We start from the raw sequence: 13,714 nt of genomic DNA, 5'->3' as shown, positions 1-13,714 counted from the left end.
CTATGCTGACCTGTTACGACACCGACGTTGTTCGCCATGCCCGCCGCCCCTGACACGCACCCACCCCCCGCCGACCCACGCGCCGCCCTGGTCGTGTTCTCTGGCGGACAGGATTCCACCGCCTGCCTGGCCTGGGCCCTGAGCCGCTTCAGCCGGGTCGAGACCATCGGCTTTGACTACGGCCAGCGCCACCGCGTCGAGATGGATTGCCGCGAACCGGTTCGCCAGGCCCTGTCTCAGGCCTTTCCCGATTGGGCCAGCCGCCTGGGCGAAGACCATGTGCTGGACCTGGCCCTGCTCGGGCAAATATCCGACACCGCCCTGACCGAAGACCGCGCCATCGAGATGCAGTCCAACGGCCTGCCCAACACCTTCGTGCCCGGCCGCAACCTGTTGTTCCTGACCTTCGCCGCCTCGGTGGCCTACCGACGCGGCCTGAACGTGCTGGTGGGCGGCATGTGCGAGACCGACTACTCCGGCTACCCCGATTGCCGCGACAACACCCTCAAAGCCTTGCAGGTGGCGCTCAGCCTGGGCCTGGCCGCGCCCATGACGGTGGAAACGCCGCTGATGTGGCTGACCAAGGCGCAAACCTGGGCCCTCACCGACCAGTTGGGCGGCCCCGCGCTGAACGACATCATCGTGGAGCACACCCACACCTGCTACCTGGGCGACCGCACCCACCGCCACGCCTGGGGATACGGCTGCGGCCAATGCCCCGCCTGCCAGTTGCGCCGCGACGGCTTCGAGCAGTGGACGACTGCTAGGATGGATTGAATGAACACCACACAAATCATCACCCTCGCGGTGGTCGCCTTGATCGTCTTCTGGGGCGTGGGCGCCTACAACCGCCTGATCAAACTGCGCAACGAGATCACCAACGCGTTTGCGCAGATCGACGTGCAGCTCAAACGCCGCCACGACCTCATCCCCAACCTGGTCGAGGTGGCCCGCAAGTACCTGGAACACGAACGCGAAACCCTTGAACGGGTGACCGCCGCCCGTGCGCAAGTGGTGGCGGCCACCGACCTGGTCCGCAGCCAACCCAACCAGGCCGGCCCCATCAAAAGCCTGAACCTGGCCGAAGGTGTGCTCAGCAGCGCCATGGGGCGCTTCCAGGCCATCGTCGAGGCCTACCCGGAACTCAAGGCCGACGAATCCCTGCGCGACCTCAGCGAAGAGCTGACACACACCGAGAATAAAGTGGCCTTCTCGCGCCAGTTGTTCAACGATGCCACGCTGGACTACAACAACGCGGCCCAGCAATTCCCCGCCAACCTGGTGGCTGGCGTCTTCGGCTTCAAAGAGGCCGCCATGCTGCAGTCAACAGCCAACGATGCGGAACGCGCTGCCGTGAAAGTGGCTTTCTGAACAACGTGAACGGGCAGTCTCGCCGTTAACCATGAAATTTCGACAGCATCAGGAACAGGCCCAAGCGCAGACCTTCAAATTGTTCGCCTGGTTCGCCGTGCTGTTGGCCGGGCTGGTCGTGGCCGTCAACGTGCTGCTGGCGCTGGTCTACAAGCTGCTGGTGCCTTTCAGCCAGGGCTACCCCGCCTTGTTCTTCGAAACCAACTCCGGCGTCATCCTGCTGTTCGTGTTGGGTGGTTGCCTGATCGAAACCCAGCGCCTGCGCGAAGGCGGCGGCCAGCGCGTCGCCCACTGGATGCACGGCCGTCTTGTCAAAGACCCCGACGACGCGCTGGAGCGGCGCCTGCTCAACGTGGTCGATGAGATGGCCCTGGCCTCCGGCCAAGCCGTGCCCCACGTCTACGTGCTCACGCGCGAAGACGCCATCAACGCCTTCGTGGCCGGCTGGTCCCCCGAGGACTACACCCTGTGCGTGACCCGCGGCGCGCTCGACCGCCTCACCCGGGCCGAGTTGCAAGGCCTGGTCGCGCACGAGTTCGGCCACCTGAAGGAAGAAGACCTGCCCATGGCCATGCGCCTGCTGGCCCTGGTGTGGGGCCTGTCGCTGGTGCATGGCTATGGCCAGACCCTGATGAGCCGGGACGACCATGGCCACGTCAACCCGGTGCGCTGGGTGGTCGGGCTGGTGTTCACCGCGGTGGGCTGGCTTGGCTGGGGCGCCGGGCGCCTGCTGCAGGCGGCCGTGGCTCGCCAGCGCGAGTTCCTGGCCGATGCCAACGCCATCCAGTTCACCCGCACGCGCGATGGCCTGGGCAATGTGCTGCGCAAGATCTGGTTCGACCAGCAGATGATGGCCGGCCAGATGCGCCATCCCCAGGCTGACATGGTGGCCTCCTTGCTGCTGCACCAGTCCAAACTGTCGAGGTGCATGGCCACGCACCCGCGTTTGCCCGAACGAATCCGCCGCATCTGCGGCGCCGTGCTGGCCCCCATGCCGGCCCCCCTGCTCAGGCTGGAGAAAGCCGAGCCTCGCCGCCCACCGCCCATGGCCCCAGGCGTCATGATGGCGGCAGCCTCACCCGCCGAAGTGGCCGTCCCAACGACCGGCAAACCGACCCCACGCGACGACACCGATGCCTTGGGCCGCCTGCGCCGCCTGGCAGGCCCGCGCGAAAAGCGCATGGCCGTGCTGGCGCTGATGATGTCAGCCGGCAACCGCCATGAGCACAAGCTGTGGCTGAAACTGGCCGAAGGGCTCACCCACGCACAACAGATCCTGGACGATGTGCAAGGCCTTCGCCCCGAACGCCTGGTCCCGGAATTCGAGCGCCTGTGCAAAAGCATTGCCAACGACGCTTTGAGCGACCGCCGCGCCCTGGTCGAAGCCGCCCGAGATCTCTTGAAAGCCGATGGCCGCGTCAGCCCTCGCGATCGCCTGTGGTGGCTGACTTTGCGCCATCAGATGAGCGACAAGAAGAACAGTCGGCCCTTCATGCGCCCGGTCACCGGGCAGGGCCGCGAGCTGGCCGATCTGCAGGACGATGAACTCACCCACGTGATCGCGCTGTCAGCCTATCTCGCCCGCTTTGTGCCCGAGGCTGAAGTGCAGGGCTTGCTGGCCGCCACCAGCCGAGCCTGGTACGCGCGCGTCATCGCACGCTGCACCCGCCTGCAAGACCTGAAACCGGATGGGAAGATCCCCGATGCCGACGCCCTGATGCACGCCCTGGCAGGCGTTCAGGAGTTGTCGTGGATGATCAAGCCCGTGTTGCTGCGGGCCTGGGTTGAAGAAGCCTTGAACCACAGCCCCGGTGGCTTGATGTCCAACGACACCGCCAACGCCCTGCGCTTGATGGCCGACTTGATGGACTCACCCATGCCCCCCGCCCTGGCATCTCACTACCCTCGCGACTGAGGTGAGGGCCCTCAGTCGTCGCCGTCTTTGTCCTTGCTGCCACCAACAGCCCTGGGCAAGCGGGTCAAACCCAACAGGCCATTGCGCAACTCTTCAGGCGCGGCAGGGCCGATGTACATGCGCATGTAGATCTGGTAGGCCAGCTCATTGTTGATGGCATGGTTGCTGGTACCGCCCGTGACACCGGGATCAATCACCAACTGCTTGCCATTGATGGAACACATCCAGCCTTTGCCCGGCAACCAGTCCAGGTTGACCACATCGCCCTTGCTCACCCGCTTGACCGCGCTGTAGGCCGCGCCCACCTGGCTGATCTCGTTGATCAACTGCTTGAACTCCGCATCGGTGGAGTTCTGCTTGAAGTCGGCGATGAAGATGCGCGAAATGGTGGACGAGGTGAACTCGCGCAAGATGTTGAGTTGGATGCGGCGAATGCCATTGAGCTTGAAGATCGCATCAGGCGTGGTGCGCTTTTCAGGCAGGTACAGCGCCGTGACGTCCGCCTTGAAGTAGCCTCGCTTGCGAACCGCCGCACCATTGAGCACCAGCTTTTGCCCGTAAGCAGTGATGGTGTCTTCCAGTTGCACCCCCTCCAGCTCGACGGTGGCCGCCTGAGCCGGTTTGGCCCACGGCACGAGCGCAGCCGCCATCGCACTGGCCATCAACTGGCGCCGGTGGTTTTCAAACGGGGGCAAAGCGATACGGTCATCTTGCATGATGTGACCACTCCTACGGCACGGCAATAACTTACCCGCGAGGCGGGCACCCCTGGCCACAGACCAGGGGAACTCCATGAATCAAGCCTTGATGAGGTTACAGCGGCTTGGACAGGGTCAACCAGAAGGCTTGGCCTTCAGTGCGATTTTTCGCACCAAATTCCTTCAAGAATTTGCCTTCGAGCATGAACTCGCCACCATTGGCCAACCATGCCACGGCGGGGCCAGCGGCATAGACGCGCATCTCGTTGCCGGTGCTCAGGTCAGACGAGGTGGCCAGGGTGGCTTGCTGGCTCAATGAAAAACCCGTCAGATCCTGCGAGTCTTTGGTGAATTGTTCAACCACATAGCCTTGCAGGCCCACGCGGATGTCCTCGGTCACGAACTTCATGGCCTGGTAGTCGATGTTCAGGACATTGCCCGAACGGTAACCGTTGTCTTTGTTGCGCGTGTTGAAGGACAGCACCAGACGCCCGCCCACGTCCCAGCCATCGCCCACGAAGGCGTATTGCACCGAGGGGCGGAAAGTGAAGAAGTTGCCGAAGCCCGAATTGGAACGCTTGGTGGCGTCGTAATCGCCCGTGGGCAGCACCACCGTGGGGGCAATGGTCACATGCTGGTGATCACCGATCTCCATGTGCCAGATGGGCGAGACTTCGAGGTCACCGATGCCGTAGGCTGCGCTGCTTTTTGCAGCGATGCCGGCTTGCACGTTGGCAGACAGTCCTGCGGCCACATTGGCTTGCGGGATTGAAGTCAACGCAGAGATGGTGGCAACCGCCGTCGGATTAATCGTGGCAGTTTCCCCCGTCAACTCAATCTTGCGGCGCACCAGCGGCAGCATGGCTGTGAAGCCAACATTCCCGCCAAGCCACTGAGTGCTGCTCAAATATGTGATTCGAGGGAGCAATGCATAGGTGTCTGCTTTGATGCCGACCTTGGAACCGCTGTAGTTGATGCCGTTCGGAAATGCTGGTGCCACAGCACTCAATGCCGAAGCTGCCAATTGAGTCTGAGAAATGTTCCCAGACTGCTGCAACTGCTTGCCATCATTGCCTTTGATCTTGTTGGCGTGGTACGCCACCATCGCCACCTGGCCATACCAGCCGGGCACCAAAGGCGAGGTCATGTCGCTGCCGCCCACGCCGGGTGAATACCGCTGGTTGCCGTTCTCGGCCGCCAGGGCCACTGAAGACGCGCTGAGGGCCGCTGCCAGGGCCACGGTCTTGAGGGTCAGCGCGCAGGCCGACGATGGATCACGGCGAAAAGTGTTCATGCGGACAGCTCCTAATGAGTTGAATTCGTTCAACGGGGTTTGTTAGAAAAATGCACGTTGCAAAACGTATCAGTGCCATATCGGCCTAACTGTGCCTTGCTTGACCCCAAATGTGTGCGCAAGTTGTCGCAATGGCGCGACATGGAACGCCCGGAGTGCGTTGGTTTTGCACGCCAGATCGCCCCATCCAATGGGGATCGACCCTGAAGAGGGGGTTTATTCGCCTTCGCCGAACTTGTCGTTGATCAGCGCCACCAGCGCCTTCATGGCGTCTTCTTCGCGGGCACCATCGCACTCAAGCTCCACCGCCGAACCCAGGCCAGCGGCCAGCATCATCACGCCCATGATGCTTTTGGCGTTCACACGCCGGTCATTGCGGCTCATGAACACATCGCACGGAAAACTGCTGGCCAGCTTGGTGAACTTGGCCGAGGCGCGCGCGTGAAGTCCCAGCTTATTGCTGATGTTGACGGTGGTCTTGATCATTGATGGGTTGGCTGGCCTGGTTTTGGGGCCGGTTGGTCGCGATTTGCATGACGCCCTGGGTGCCGCCAGCCACCGCGCGGGTGATCAGGGTGTCCAGGGATTCATTGGAATAATTGAGGGCGCGCCAGAGCATGGGCACGTTCACGCCGGTGATGACCTTGACGCGCACCCCATCGGACAGGCGCTGCACGATGTTGCACGGCGTGGCACCGAACACATCAGCCAGGATCAAGGCTTCGCCCCGAGGGTCGGCTTTTTGCAGCATCTCCAGAATGATCCTGCACTGCGCTTCGATTTCGTCAGGCGGCAGGTTGGCGGGCACATCCAGGATCTGCATGGCCTGCGCGGCGTCTGGGAAACAATGCTGCGCCGCCAGCTTCAGGGCAGAAGCCAGGGGGGCGTGCGCGATGAGGAACAAGCCGGGCATATCAACGATTATGGGCTGCTCAATCCGAAAATTTGAAGCCCTGAATGAATGTCTCTACCGCGTCGGTGGATTCCTTGGCATTTGCAGGCGGCACGGGGCGCCACAGGCTGGCCTGGTAAACCATCAAACCGTGGGAAAAATGCCACGCATGAACTTCCACCGGCGTGCTTTCACCGTTGCCGACAGGCCGACGCCCCACCAAACGCCAATGCCGCGACAAGGTGTTGGGCGTCATGCCGATGACTTGCGCCGGCCCCAAATCCACCGCCGACACCGTGGCCACGGCAGGTGAAGGCCCCAGGCGGCTGACGGCTTCCAGGTTGTCGCGCAGTGCGCGGCTGTCCGCCGCCAGGGCCAGCGGCACCCGGGTGATGTCTTTCGCATCAAAGTAGCTGAGCGCCCAGATGGACTCGCCCACTTTGCACGACACGAGGTGCATGGTCACGGGCGGCCCAGGCAAGGCGGGCAAGGTCAATGAACGGTCGACCTGCTTTGGCTTGCAGGGAAACACCGCCTGCAAAGCCGGCGCGTGCTCAGGCCGCACGGTGCGCCAATCCAAGGCCGGGCTGCACCCCACCAAGGCCAGACAGCACCCCACGATCGACAGCGTCCAGGCGCCCTTGGCCCACCAACTTTGTTTCATGGCGCCAATTATGGACAAAGCGCCCAATTTCACCCAAGCGTGGGATGGACAGGCCCGATTGACCGACAGAAACTGACACTGAACAAACCGAGATGCGCCATGAACTCGCCCCTCCACTCCTCGGCCAAGTTGGCGGTTTCCCAACCAGGCGCCCACCCCGATGAAACGCGTCTCAGCCCGGATGAGCGAGAACTGGCACGCTGGCAGGAATTGCTGGCCCAGGCTGGCCGCGAGTTGGCCGAACCCCTCACCGCAGCGCTGGAGCGCGTCGCCACCCTGACCACCACCGGCCGCATCGACCGCGCTGGTCTGCGCACCCTGCTGGAAGAAGTCGACCGGGCCCGCCAGGCCGGCATCTGGTGCCAGCAGATCTCGCGGCTCGCCTCAGGCCGGGTGCGCCAATCGCACGAGCGCATCCACCTGACCAACACCGTGCAAAGCGTGCTGGCCCACCGCGCACGCGAGTTGCAGGCACGCGGCATCCACATCGTTCAATCGCTGCACGAGGTGGAGGTGCAGGTGGACGCGTCCATGCTGCATGGTCTGCTGAACGCGCTGGTCGAGTGGTGGCTGAGTTGCGCGCAGGGCCTGGTTGATGTCCGCATCGACATGGGCCCCTGGTCGGACAACGCGTCGCTGGTGTGCCAGTTCCAGCACCGATCACCCGACCTGCCCCAGAACAAGGATGTGCCTCACAACCCCGCCCTGGACAGCATGAGCTGGCACCTGTTGGAGCAAACGGCCCGCACGCTGGGCCTGGTGCCGCAACGCCACATCGAAGACTCGCAAGCCCGCTTGACGCTGGAGTTTCCGCGCACGGTCACCGCCCTGGCGGTGGGCCCCAACGCCGATGCACAAGATGCCGGCTTTGCCGATTCGATCAACTCCAAGCCTCTGGCCGGTTGCCACGTGCTGGTGGTGGCGGCGCGCCGCGATGTGCGCGGGCTGGTGCGCGAGTCCATGAAATCCATGGGGCTGGTGGTCGACTTCGTGAACTCGGTGAGCGATGCGGTCGAGTTCTGCGACGCGGGACTGCCTCACGGCATCGTGTTCGAGTCCAGCCTGAAGACGCCGAGGTTCATGCAGATGGTGGGCAGCATCCGCCAGGAAGTGCCCGAGTTCGTGTTCATCGAGCTGCTGAGCGAAGGCCACACCTTCGAGATCTCCAGCATCAGCCCGACCGGCATGGCGCGCGTGGGGCACGCGGCCGTGGCCACGTCGCTGCCATCGGCCCTGGTCTACGAACTCACGCGCATCATGTGATGTGTGCGGGGTATCAGGCGGGCTCGGCCAGCAGTTGGCCCAGCAGCGTGTGCAGGGCATCAAAATCAGGCTCGCCAATGTAACGCTTGACGATCTCGCCCTTCTTGTTGACCACGAAGGTGGTCGGTGTCAACTGCACCGGGCCAAAGGCCTTGGCCAGGTCGCCCGTGTGGTCCATCACCACCTGGAATGGCAACTGCCGACTTTGCGCGAACTGCATGACGTAGGCAGGCGGGTCGTACTGCATGGCCACGGCCAAGGTTTGCAGGCCTTGCGCCTTGAACTTGTGCTGGGTGGCGATCAGTTGGGGCATCTCTTTGACGCAGGTGGTGCAACTGGTGGCCCAGAAGTTGATCAGGGTGACCTGGCCCTTCAAATCAGAGGTGCGGTGCTGGCTGCCATCGATCCGGGTGTAGGGCAAATCAGGCAGGGAAGCCTGGGTGTCCCAAAAACATCCGGACAGAAACATTGGCACGGCCAGGGCGATCAAGGCAAGATGTCGTCTGTTGAAATTCATGGCCGTTGGTCAGTGGAGCTGTATCAGTGGATCACTTAATGAACCGTCGTCGAATCATATTGTCGTCTGCTTGCCAGGCCTTGGCTGGTAGCACCGCATTATCCCTGCTGGCTTCGTCCAGCGCACAGGCGGCGGCTTTCAGCCAGGCGGATGCCACTGGCGCCGTGCGCGCGGCGCTGGAACGCGGCGCCGACATCGCGGTCAAGCAATTGGGCCAGGTCAATGGCTTCATGGGCAATGACAAGATCCGCATCCCTTTGCCCGAGGTGCTGGAAAAAGCCGCACCCTTGCTGCGCGCGGTGGGCCGCGGCCGCCAGCTGGATGATCTGGTCAACGCCATGAACCACGCGGCCGAGAACGCGGTGAGCCTGGCGCTGCCCCTGCTGCGCAACGCCATCAAGGGCATGTCGGTGCAAGATGCCCGCCAGATTCTGACGGGGGGCGACCATGCGGTGACGGATTTTTTCGCCGCCAAAACCCGCGCGCCATTGGGGGTTCAGTTCACGCCCCTGGTCAACAAGGCGGTTGAGAAACTGTCACTGGCGCAGCGCTACAACGAACTGGCCGGCAAGGCCAGCAGCATGGGGCTGATCAAAGGCAACCAGGCGGCCACCGTGCAGCAGCACGTCACCACCAAGGCGCTGGACGGCTTGTACTTTGTGATCGGCGAAGAAGAGCGCCGCATCCGCCAAGACCCCGTGGGCACGGGCAGCGCCTTGCTCAAGAAGGTTTTTTCGTCCCTGTGAGCCCGGCCGGTGGGCTGACTGATTGAGAGGCCGCAGGCACGGGCGCCAGCAGTGATCGCTGCACGCGCTCGACCTGAGGATCAGCCCAGGAGCCGGTGACGCGGAACTGCCGGGTGCTGGCCTCGGCCACCTGCTTGCGCAACAACACCTGGGCGATGAACGTGCCCAAACCCACCGCGGGATTGATGACCGCGTAAGCCAATGAAGCCGTGCCCGCATTCACCTCGGGCACCACGAACACGTGTAGGTTCTGGGTTTCGCGCGCCAGGTCGGCCTGGCCCTCCATCATCACCACGGCCTGCACACCACGCATGCGCAGGTTGCGGGTGTCGGCCACCCCTTGCTTGATGGACACGTCGCCATCAATGGCATCAAAGGCAAAGCCTTGCTGGAAGACATCGCGGAAGTCCAGCACCAGGCGCCTGGGCAGTGATTGCAGGCTGAGCACGCCCAGCAACTTGGCCATGCCAGGATCGACCTTGAGGAACTGCCCTTCCTTGATGTCCACGGACAACTCGCCCGTCATGGTCGCGGGGTTGGGCTCCAGCGGCGAGCCCATCCAGGCAATCTGGCCAGTGAGCTGCCCCTTGCCGCCTTTCAAGGTTTGCGGCAATCCCAGTCGGCCCAGCAAAGCGCCGCTGTTGTTGAGCTCCAGCGTGAAGTTGAAGGCCGCTTTGTGCTTGGGCTTGGCGCTGCTGGCGCCAGGCCCCAGGCCCACCGCCATCCAGTTGCCGCTGGCATTGAGCTGGGCTTCGGGGTTGGTCATGCGCAGCTTGTTCAAGCGCCATTCGGGCTGCCATCCCCCGCCCGCCACGGGCACCAGGCGGTTGATGGCCTCCACCTCCATCTTGCCCAATGGCAGGCCGCGCCAATCCAGCTCATCGATGACGATGTCCAGCGCCGGCACATCCGCCGTCTCAGGGGTCAGCAACTGCAGCGCCGCCTGGTCCTCGAAGGCTTCGGCCTCGGCAGCTGGCACCGACAGGCGCGACAGGCGCGCCACAATGCGGCTGCCAGCCGGGCCACTGGCCAGGGGCGAGGTTTCGGGCCGCATCTCGATCTGGCCGGCCAGTTGGTCGGACTCGATCTGCGCGCGCCACACGCCCGGGTTGGGGTGGGCCAAGGTCACGTTCACATTGCGCAGATTGCGCTGCTGGTAGTTCAGCACGCCGGTGCGCAAGCTCAAAGTATCAGGCAGGTAGTCCTCACCTGGCCCCATGCTGTCACTGGAAGGTGAACGCACCACGCGGGCCAGGCCCTGCCAGGCGTCCAGGTCCAGCGTGGGCACGGTGACCTGGGCGACCACACCTTTGGGCGGCAAGGTAGGCACGGCGATGGCACCGCCACCTGCTGTGGATTGCACCAGGCTCAAAGCCCCACGGGTGACCTTGGCGTGGTCGCCCCTCACGTCACGGCGGAAGTCGGCCCGCAGCCAGGGCGCGCCAGCAGCATTGGCCGACTGGGCGGCACCCAACTCCACCAGCAAAGCATCGGTGAGGCCCTGCGGGTCATCGCTTCGGTGGATCATCGTCAAGGGCCAGATGCTCTCGGCGCGTTTGTTCAAAGGGGCGGGCAGGTCCACCGCCAGGCCTTGCAAAGTGGACACCACCTGAAGTTCGGGCTGGGCCGCCGTGGCGGCCTGGTGCTCAGCGGAGACCTTGGGCAAGGCCACGGTGACGGTCACCGCCGTCTGCCCGGTCATGCGCTGCGCCAGTTGGGCCAGCGCAGGCCATTCGCTGGCGGTGCGCAACCCTTCGGCCGTGATCAGGCCCTGGGCCACGAACTTGGGGGCGCCTGTGGCGTCCTGCTGGCCGTCCACGGTCACGTCCTGCCCCCACACATTGGCCAGGGCCGACACCTTCAAGGTCTTCTGGGTGAAATCAACCTGCCCCCTCACCTTCCGCAACAGGGGGACGCCGGGGTGCAGACGCAAAGCGGCCTGGTCCTTCTCGGCCAGGCTGACGCGGCCACGCAAGCCGGTGTTGGCCGTGTGGTTCAGCGGGATGTCCAAGGCCAGTTGCAAACTACCGGTGCCAGTGCCCTCGGCTTGGTGCAAGAGGTTGCCCGTCCACACCCCCACCGGGGACACAGCCATGTAGCGCAACAGGTCGTTCAGGGGGCCTTGCCCCTGGCCACGAATCTCCAGGTGCGGATCGTCAGACTCCAGGTTCTCGATCCGCCCCTCCACATCGCGCAGCAGGAAACTGCCCGTGCCCAAGCCACCCAATTGCGCCTTGGCGCCTTGGATGCGCAAACGCAGGCCCTCGAAAATCAGATCGCCATCCAGCCCGGTGAACGCAGGCCAGCGGGTCTGGGTGGGCACGCCACCGGCCTCCAGCATGGCCGCGGGCACGTAGTCCAGCGTCACGTTCTTGGCGGGCACATGCACGCGGAAGCGCCCGCCCTGGTCATCCTTGAAAGGAAAACCAGCCAAGTCGCCTTTGACCTCGAAGGTGACCTTCTCGCCACGCCCCTCGCGCACGGCCATGCGCACGTAGTCGCGAGCATGGAAAGGGATGACCGAAGGCAGGTAGCGCCAGACCCGGTTGGCCTGCCCCCAGGCCAGTTTGCCCTCCAGGTCCAGGTGGCCCGGAAAGCGGGCCGCCACTCCAGCGCCGGTGCCAGGCCCCGTCCGCCAGGTGGCTTGCAACTCACCTTCGGCGTCGTCGTTGGCGAATGTGGCTTTCTTGACCTCCACCTGCAACTGCGGCGGCAAGGCCGGTTGGTCAGCGGGCTTGATGCGCCAGTTCACGCGGGCCGCCATGGCGTTCAAAGGGATGCGGGGCTCGTCAAAAGCACCTGGCAGTTCGACCCAACCCTTCTGGATGGCCACGGCGGCCTGGCCGCCATGCTCGTCGGCCTTCAGGTCAATATCGGCCTCGGCCAAGCCGGGCCGCCCCTGCTGGGCCGAGGCCGCCCACCCAAAGCCCTTGATCTGAGCGCGCGCGCTGTACTCGCGCGGGTCATCGGCCGGGCCTTCCCAGCGCCAGGTCAACTCCCGGCCCACACCCTCGGGGGCCAGGTCCGCCAAGGTGCGCCGCATGGCGGTCGAGATCGGCAAACGATCGGCCAGGCGGGCCAGCACGCCCAGGTCAAGCCGGTCGGCATCCACCTGGCCGCCCACGGTCTGGCGCCAGACTTCGGCGTTGATCTGCCCTTGCAAAGGCGCGTGGCGCCATGCCAGTTGGGCCGAGCTGGCCGGCCACACCAGCCCTTCGGTGGTGGTGAAGGCCAGCTTCTCCAGCGCCACATGGGATTCGGTGCGCTCATTGCGGGCCGTGATGCGCCCACTCAGGCCCCGAAATGCCAAGGGCTGCAAACCTTTTTCAAGGCGGATGCTCACATCCTGCACATTCAGGTCCAGCGCCAGGCTGGTGGGCCGCCCTTGTTTGAGGACCAGCTCCGCCGCCATGCGGCCACGCCCGCCCTCCACATCAACCGGCAGGTCCACGTGCTTGCGCAAGGACTGCACATCCGCGTGCGGCAGGTTCACCGACAATTTACCCGACCAACTGCTCAGGTCGGTGGTCTTGGGCGCATCGCCCAGCCAACGCCGCCACCAGGGCAATTCCACCGCCTTGGACGAAGCGGCCTCCTGGGCGGACAAGGTCCACAAAGGCTGCGTCATCCGGGCCTTGACCTCGAAGCGCTGGCCAAACTCCGGCAAGGGCGTGGCCAACAAGGACAGGTGGTGCACCTGCGTGCCCAAGCCGGGGTGGCTGCTCAGGTCCAGGTCCACCTTCTGCAGCACCAAGGTGGGCGCCTGGCGCAACTCATCGGTCCAGCGCACAGCGCCCTGCTCGATGCGGATCAAGCGCTGGGACAACACCCAGTCCAGCACCTGCCCGTTGCCGGTGGGCGTGGCGTTGGATGCCAGCTTCAAGCCCGCCACGTGCAGGTCACCGGCCAGATCCCGGCGCACCTGCAACTCCGGGCGCACCAGCACCAACCTGTCCAGCCGGACCTCCTGGCGCCACAAAGCCGTGGGCCACAGGCTACTGGGCGAAATCCGCGCGGTCACCTCGGGCAGGCGCAGGGCCACGCTGCCGCGCTCGTCCAGCAGCGCCACTTCTTTCAATGACAGCACGGGCGACCAGCCCTCGGCCCGGCCCGACAAAGCGCCCACACGCACCGGCACCCCCAGTGCCTTTGTGGCTTGTTGGGCCAAGGCCTCACGCCACGAATCGATTCGGGGCAGAATTTGGAACAACAAAGCCCACCAGGCAACCGCGGCCATGAACAGCAGCACCGCCAGCGTCAGCAAGCACCATCGCCCCGCCCGGAGCAGCGAGCGCGCCTTGCTCACCTCGGGATGGCCAGAAGAATCAGAAGAAATCGTGGGCATGAAACAAAA

The 13,714-nt window shown here is 64.3% G+C and carries 12 protein-coding genes; 5 read left to right on the top strand and 7 right to left on the bottom strand.

All coding sequences use genetic code 11. The features are described 5' to 3' along the window. Window positions 1–36: 36 nt before the first annotated feature. From queC to Q7V20_RS07230, 3 genes are read left to right on the top strand one after another with little or no spacing between them, the layout of a single operon-like run. On the top strand, window positions 37–777 hold the full coding sequence (gene queC / locus Q7V20_RS07240) for a 7-cyano-7-deazaguanine synthase QueC (RefSeq protein ID WP_304788671.1): 741 nt from the start codon (window positions 37–39) through the stop codon (window positions 775–777). Continuing rightward, entirely contained in the window at window positions 778–1,371 is a 594-nt protein-coding gene (locus Q7V20_RS07235; protein WP_304788669.1) for a LemA family protein, read from the top strand. A gap of 31 nt (window positions 1,372–1,402) precedes the next feature. Then, entirely contained in the window at window positions 1,403–3,286 is a 1,884-nt protein-coding gene (locus Q7V20_RS07230) for a M48 family metalloprotease (RefSeq protein ID WP_304788667.1), read from the top strand. Between the two features lie 11 nt (window positions 3,287–3,297). Here Q7V20_RS07230 and Q7V20_RS07225 read toward each other — a convergent pair whose 3' ends face one another. From Q7V20_RS07225 to Q7V20_RS07205, 5 genes are all read right to left on the bottom strand, one after another. Then, window positions 3,298–4,002, bottom strand: a complete 705-nt coding sequence (locus Q7V20_RS07225; protein WP_304788665.1) for a chalcone isomerase family protein — start codon at window positions 4,000–4,002, stop codon at window positions 3,298–3,300. A gap of 97 nt (window positions 4,003–4,099) precedes the next feature. Then, window positions 4,100–5,278 (bottom strand): transporter, encoded by a 1,179-nt coding sequence (locus Q7V20_RS07220; protein ID WP_304788663.1) that lies wholly within the window; start codon window positions 5,276–5,278, stop codon window positions 4,100–4,102. Window positions 5,279–5,494: 216 nt separating this feature from the next. Continuing rightward, entirely contained in the window at window positions 5,495–5,764 is a 270-nt protein-coding gene (locus Q7V20_RS07215) for an HPr family phosphocarrier protein (protein WP_304788661.1), read from the bottom strand. Then, window positions 5,733–6,191, bottom strand: coding sequence for a PTS sugar transporter subunit IIA (locus Q7V20_RS07210; RefSeq protein ID WP_304788658.1), 459 nt, complete (start codon window positions 6,189–6,191; stop codon window positions 5,733–5,735). The genes Q7V20_RS07215 and Q7V20_RS07210 overlap by 32 nt, the downstream gene beginning before the upstream one ends. A gap of 19 nt (window positions 6,192–6,210) precedes the next feature. Further along, window positions 6,211–6,834, bottom strand: a complete 624-nt coding sequence (locus tag Q7V20_RS07205; protein WP_304788656.1) for a hypothetical protein — start codon at window positions 6,832–6,834, stop codon at window positions 6,211–6,213. Window positions 6,835–6,933: 99 nt separating this feature from the next. On the opposite strand from Q7V20_RS07205, the gene Q7V20_RS07200 reads away from it, so the two are divergent. Continuing rightward, window positions 6,934–8,097, top strand: coding sequence for a hypothetical protein (locus Q7V20_RS07200; RefSeq protein ID WP_304788654.1), 1,164 nt, complete (start codon window positions 6,934–6,936; stop codon window positions 8,095–8,097). A 13-nt stretch (window positions 8,098–8,110) separates the two neighbouring features. On the opposite strand, the gene Q7V20_RS07195 is transcribed toward Q7V20_RS07200, so the two are convergent. Then, on the bottom strand, window positions 8,111–8,614 hold the full coding sequence (locus Q7V20_RS07195) for a TlpA disulfide reductase family protein (RefSeq protein WP_304788652.1): 504 nt from the start codon (window positions 8,612–8,614) through the stop codon (window positions 8,111–8,113). Window positions 8,615–8,652: 38 nt separating this feature from the next. On the opposite strand from Q7V20_RS07195, the gene Q7V20_RS07190 reads away from it, so the two are divergent. Beyond that, window positions 8,653–9,360, top strand: coding sequence for a DUF4197 domain-containing protein (locus Q7V20_RS07190; protein WP_304788650.1), 708 nt, complete (start codon window positions 8,653–8,655; stop codon window positions 9,358–9,360). On the opposite strand, the gene Q7V20_RS07185 is transcribed toward Q7V20_RS07190, so the two are convergent. Continuing rightward, the gene (locus Q7V20_RS07185) at window positions 9,335–13,705 is read right to left on the bottom strand and encodes a YhdP family protein (RefSeq protein ID WP_304788648.1); all 4,371 of its coding nucleotides are present in this window, start codon (window positions 13,703–13,705) and stop codon (window positions 9,335–9,337) included. The two genes, Q7V20_RS07190 and Q7V20_RS07185, sit on opposite strands and share 26 nt — an antisense overlap. Window positions 13,706–13,714 lie beyond the last annotated feature (9 nt).

Source organism: Aquabacterium sp., from assembly GCF_030652515.1.
Taxonomy (GTDB): Bacteria; Pseudomonadota; Gammaproteobacteria; order Burkholderiales; family Burkholderiaceae_C; genus Aquabacterium.
The sequence above is the reverse complement of the archived record's forward strand: the minus strand, read 5'-3'. Positions and strand labels throughout refer to the sequence as shown.

Bases quoted from the DNA above. Each gene is read 5' to 3' on its own strand.
- queC (WP_304788671.1), top strand. From the start codon at position 37: ATGCCCGCCGCCCCTGACACGCACCCACCCCCCGCCGACCCACGCGCC.
- Q7V20_RS07235 (WP_304788669.1), top strand. From the start codon at position 778: ATGAACACCACACAAATCATCACCCTCGCGGTGGTCGCCTTGATCGTC.
- Q7V20_RS07230 (WP_304788667.1), top strand. From the start codon at position 1,403: ATGAAATTTCGACAGCATCAGGAACAGGCCCAAGCGCAGACCTTCAAA.
- Q7V20_RS07225 (WP_304788665.1), bottom strand. From the start codon at position 4,002: ATGCAAGATGACCGTATCGCTTTGCCCCCGTTTGAAAACCACCGGCGC.
- Q7V20_RS07220 (WP_304788663.1), bottom strand. From the start codon at position 5,278: ATGAACACTTTTCGCCGTGATCCATCGTCGGCCTGCGCGCTGACCCTC.
- Q7V20_RS07215 (WP_304788661.1), bottom strand. From the start codon at position 5,764: ATGATCAAGACCACCGTCAACATCAGCAATAAGCTGGGACTTCACGCG.
- Q7V20_RS07210 (WP_304788658.1), bottom strand. From the start codon at position 6,191: ATGCCCGGCTTGTTCCTCATCGCGCACGCCCCCCTGGCTTCTGCCCTG.
- Q7V20_RS07205 (WP_304788656.1), bottom strand. From the start codon at position 6,834: ATGAAACAAAGTTGGTGGGCCAAGGGCGCCTGGACGCTGTCGATCGTG.
- Q7V20_RS07200 (WP_304788654.1), top strand. From the start codon at position 6,934: ATGAACTCGCCCCTCCACTCCTCGGCCAAGTTGGCGGTTTCCCAACCA.
- Q7V20_RS07195 (WP_304788652.1), bottom strand. From the start codon at position 8,614: ATGAATTTCAACAGACGACATCTTGCCTTGATCGCCCTGGCCGTGCCA.
- Q7V20_RS07190 (WP_304788650.1), top strand. From the start codon at position 8,653: ATGAACCGTCGTCGAATCATATTGTCGTCTGCTTGCCAGGCCTTGGCT.
- Q7V20_RS07185 (WP_304788648.1), bottom strand. From the start codon at position 13,705: ATGCCCACGATTTCTTCTGATTCTTCTGGCCATCCCGAGGTGAGCAAG.